3 protein-coding genes are annotated in these 4,179 nt (G+C 75.1%); 2 read left to right on the top strand and 1 reads right to left on the bottom strand.

Annotated features, from left to right (window positions below; all coding sequences use genetic code 11):
• A partial coding sequence (locus IE330_RS37910) for an FHA domain-containing protein (RefSeq protein WP_190140727.1) occupies positions 1-714 on the bottom strand: 714 nt, incomplete at its 3' end.
• A 609-nt stretch (positions 715-1,323) separates the two neighbouring features.
• On the opposite strand from IE330_RS37910, the gene IE330_RS37915 reads away from it, so the two are divergent.
• Entirely contained in the window at positions 1,324-2,973 is a 1,650-nt protein-coding gene (locus IE330_RS37915) for a serine/threonine-protein kinase (RefSeq protein WP_190140728.1), read from the top strand.
• 194 nt (positions 2,974-3,167) lie between these two features.
• Positions 3,168-4,179 (top strand): serine/threonine-protein kinase (locus IE330_RS37920; RefSeq protein ID WP_190140729.1); only part of this gene is annotated, 1,012 nt, incomplete at its 3' end.

A 4,179-nucleotide genomic window follows, 5' to 3' on the forward strand; every position in this document is an offset into this window, starting at 1 on the left:
GCCGCCCGCCGTGCCCCAGGGGTGGCCGTCCGCGGCCTTCGGCGCGTCGGCGCCGCGCGCTGCCGCGGGCCGCACGCGCACGTGGCCCTCGCCGTCGGCGGCGGTGTCGAGCACGCCGCCCATGCCGCTGCCGGTGGTCAGCCGGAGCACGGACTCGCCGATGCGCAGCAGCGAGCCGGAGGTGAGCGGCACCGGGTGGTCGGACAGGACGCGGCCGTCCACCGCCGTGCCGTTCGTCGAGCCCAGGTCCTTGACCGTGACGCGGCCGTCCGGGGAGAGGGTGACCGCGCAGTGCAGCCGGGACACGTCCGGGTCGTCCAGGGGCACGTCGGCCTGGGCGGAGCGGCCGACGCGGATCTGGCCGCCGTGCAGCAGGTGCACCCCGCCCGCGTCCGGCCCGGCGACCACGTGGAGCTGCGCGGCGGCGTCGGCGAGCTCGGGGCCGGGCTCCGCGGGCGTACCGACGCACAGCACCGCCCCGTCGACCAGCGGGGGCTCGCCGAGCGTGCAGCGCTGGAGGTCGAGGCGCTGCGACTCCGCGTACAGCACGGCGGGGCCCTCGCCCGCGGCGACGGCGGCGGCGAGGCCGTTGGCCACGGCGGCGAGCGCGGTCCCGGCGGGGGCGGTGACCAGCACGTCGCAGGCCGCCGCGGGGCGTCCCCCCGGCTCGGTCTGGCCGCCACGCGGCCCGAGGACGGTCAGCCGGATCTGCATGCCGTCAGCGGTCCCTTCTGCGCTGGGCGCCCGGCACGGGGACTCGCGCTGTGATTCCCCCCACCGCACACGGGCACGTCGGCCAGTACGGGAGCATCCTCGCACCTGTCACTGACAACACGCCCGTCACCCACCCGTAAGTGATCTTGATTGGTCGCCTCTGTACGGAAACGTGCCCGGAAACGTCCGGGAAGCGGGCCGGAAGGAAGCCTCCGGGGATCACGGGTGGGACAAGGGCGAGGCAAGGAGGGACGCGGGGGAAGCAGGGACGAAAGTCCTCGAAAGGGCCCGTTCCCGGGCCGTCGGCAACCAACGGCCCAGGTGGCGCGTCTTCCCTCCGAACAGAGATCCGTACGGTCGGCGGCCTGGCGCAAGATCGTCGCCCGGTGCCCCGTCCGGCGGCACTAGAGTGGGTCGGAAAGCCCGTCGTGGCGACGGCGGACCGGAACCCCCCGGGTCACCGGGGATCCAGGGCCACTCGGACCGGCGCGGATGCCGTACCGGACCGGCGTGGACCGGCACGGATTCCGTACCGTTCCGGCACCCGGACCGCGTACCGGTCCGGCAGGCAAGGGTCAGACCAGTCAGATTCAGCAGGGAGCGCATGACGTGCGGCCGGTAGGCAGCAAGTACCTGCTCGAGGAGCCGCTCGGGCGCGGCGCCACGGGCACCGTCTGGCGAGCCCGCCAGCGCGAGACCGCGGGCGCCGAGGCGGCCGTTCCCGGCCAGCCCGGGGAGACCGTCGCGATCAAGGTCCTCAAGGAGGAGCTCGCGAACGACGCGGACGTCGTGATGCGCTTCCTCAGGGAGCGCTCCGTCCTGCTCCGCCTGACGCACCCGAACATCGTGCGCACCCGCGACCTGGTGGTCGAGGGCGATCTGCTCGCGCTGGTCATGGACCTGGTCGACGGTCCCGACCTGCACAAGTACCTGCGCGAGAACGGCCCCTTCACGCCGGCCGCCGCCGCGCTGCTGACCGCGCAGATCGCCGACGCGCTGGCCGCGAGCCATGCCGACGGCATCGTGCACCGCGATCTGAAGCCCGCCAACGTCCTGGTCAAGCAGGACGCCGAGGGCATGCACCCGATGCTCACGGACTTCGGCATCGCCCGCCTCGCCGACTCCCCGGGCCTGACCCGCACCCAGGAGTTCGTCGGTACGCCCGCGTACGTGGCGCCCGAGTCCGCCGAGGGCCGCCCGCAGACCAGCGCGGTCGACATCTACGGCGCGGGCATCCTGCTGTACGAGCTGGTCACGGGCCGCCCGCCGTTCGCCGGGGGCTCCGCCCTCGAGGTCCTGCACCAGCACCTGAGCGCCGAGCCGCGCCGCCCCTCCACCGTCCCGGACCCCCTGTGGACGGTCATCGAGCGCTGCCTGAGCAAGGACCCGGACCGCAGGCCCAGCGCCGTCAACCTGGCGCGCGCCCTGCGGACCGTCGCCGACGGCATCGGGGTGCACTCCTCCCCCGCGCAGATCGCCGCCGCCGAGGGCGTCGCCGCCCTGCTCGCGCCCGACCCGGCCCCCGCGCCGGTGCCGGACACGCCGGGCGCCGCCGACCCCACCCAGGTCCTGCCGAACACCTCGGGCAACGCCCCGGGCGCGTACGACCCCGCCGCGGCGACCAGCGTCCTGCCGCACACCGGCGGCCCCCAGGGCGCCGCCGACCCCACGGCCGTCATGCCTCCCGTGGGCCCGGGCCAGGGGCCGGGGCCGGACGAGCCGCACCCCTGGCAGAACCAGATGCGCGCCGCCCGCGACCGCAACGACCAGACCCAGGTGCAGTACCTGGACCCCAGCCAGGACCCCCTGCGCCGCCGCCCGCAGCGCCAGGTCGCCCGCCCCCAGCAGCAGCCGCAGCCGTACGCCCCACAGCCGCAGCAGCCCCAGCAGCCGTACCCGCCGCAGCGCCAGCAGCAGCCGTACGCGCCGCCGCAGCAGCCCCAGCCGTACGCGCCGCAGCAGGCGCCCCAGCCGCAGCCGTACGCGCCCCAGGCGCCCGCCCCCGCGCCCCCGCAGCCGCAGCGGCCCCAGCCGGAGCCCCGGCAGCGCCGCCAGCGCAGCGCGAACCCGGTGAAGATCCCGGGCCTCGGCTGCCTCAAGGGCTGCCTGATCGTCCTGGTCATCCTGTTCGTCGCGAGCTGGCTGGTCTGGGAGCTGAGCCCGCTCCAAGACTGGATCGGGACCACGAAGGGCTACTGGGACCAGGTCAAGGACATCTGGAACAAGGTCTCGGAGTGGAGTTCCAAGATCAACGGCTGAGCCGCCGCGCGCGGCACGCCCCTGAGCCCCCGGCTCCCCGGACGCGGGGCCGGGGGCTCGGCCGTCCCCGTACGGCAACACCCGCACGACTTTGGGGATTTGTCGACATCTGAGGGGTGATTTCGGCTCCCGGAGTGAAGGTTGGCGTCATGTCCGCGTACTTTTGACGCCAACACACATCCGTAGGAGCAGTCTTGGCACGCAAGATCGGCAGCCGGTACACCGCCCATCAGATCCTGGGCCGTGGCAGCGCCGGCACGGTGTGGCTCGGCGAGGGACCCGAGGGCCCGGTCGCCATCAAGCTGCTGCGCGAGGACCTGTCCTCTGACCAGGAACTCGTCGGCCGCTTCGTCCAGGAGCGCACCGCCCTGCTGAGCCTCGACCACCCGCGCGTGGTGGGCGTCCACGACCTCGTCGTCGACGGCAACGACCTGGCGCTCGTCATGGACCTCGTCCGCGGCACCGACCTGCGCACCCGCCTGGAGCGCGAGCGCCGCCTGGCGCCCGAGGCCGCCGTCGCCATCGTCGCGGACGTCGCCGACGGCCTCGCCGCCGCCCACGCCGCCGGGATCGTGCACCGCGACGTGAAGCCCGAGAACGTCCTGCTCGACATGCAGGGCCCGCTCGGCCCCGGCGGTGCCCACCCGGCCCTCCTGACGGACTTCGGCGTCGCCAAGCTGATCGACACGCCGCGCCGGACCCGCGCCACGAAGATCATCGGTACGCCGGACTACCTCGCCCCCGAGATCATCGAGGGCCTGCCCCCGCGCGCCTCCGTCGACATCTACGCCCTCGCCACGGTCCTCTACGAGCTCCTCGCGGGCTTCACCCCCTTCGGCGGCGGGCACCCCGGCGCGGTGCTGCGCCGCCACGTCACCGAGACCGTCGTCCCGCTGCCGGGCATCCCCGACGAGCTGTGGCAGCTCATGGTGCAGTGCCTGGCCAAGGCCCCGGCGTCGCGGCTGCGGGCCTCGGAGCTGGCGGCGCGGCTGCGCGAGCAGTTGCCGCTGCTCGCGGGGATGCCGCCGCTGGACGTGGACGAGCCGGGGACGGAGGCGGCCGAGGGGGGCGCGCCCGAGCAGGCCCCGCAGGAGCCGCGGCCCCGCCCCCCGCGGCGAGGGGCGGTCCCGCTGGTCCCCGGGGCCACCCCCGCGCACGCCAACCGCGACACGCACACCTCCATGCGGGTCCCCGGGCCCGAGGAGC

Origin of the sequence: Streptomyces longispororuber (assembly GCF_014656095.1) — a bacterium.
GTDB lineage: Bacteria > Actinomycetota > Actinomycetes > Streptomycetales > Streptomycetaceae > Streptomyces > Streptomyces longispororuber.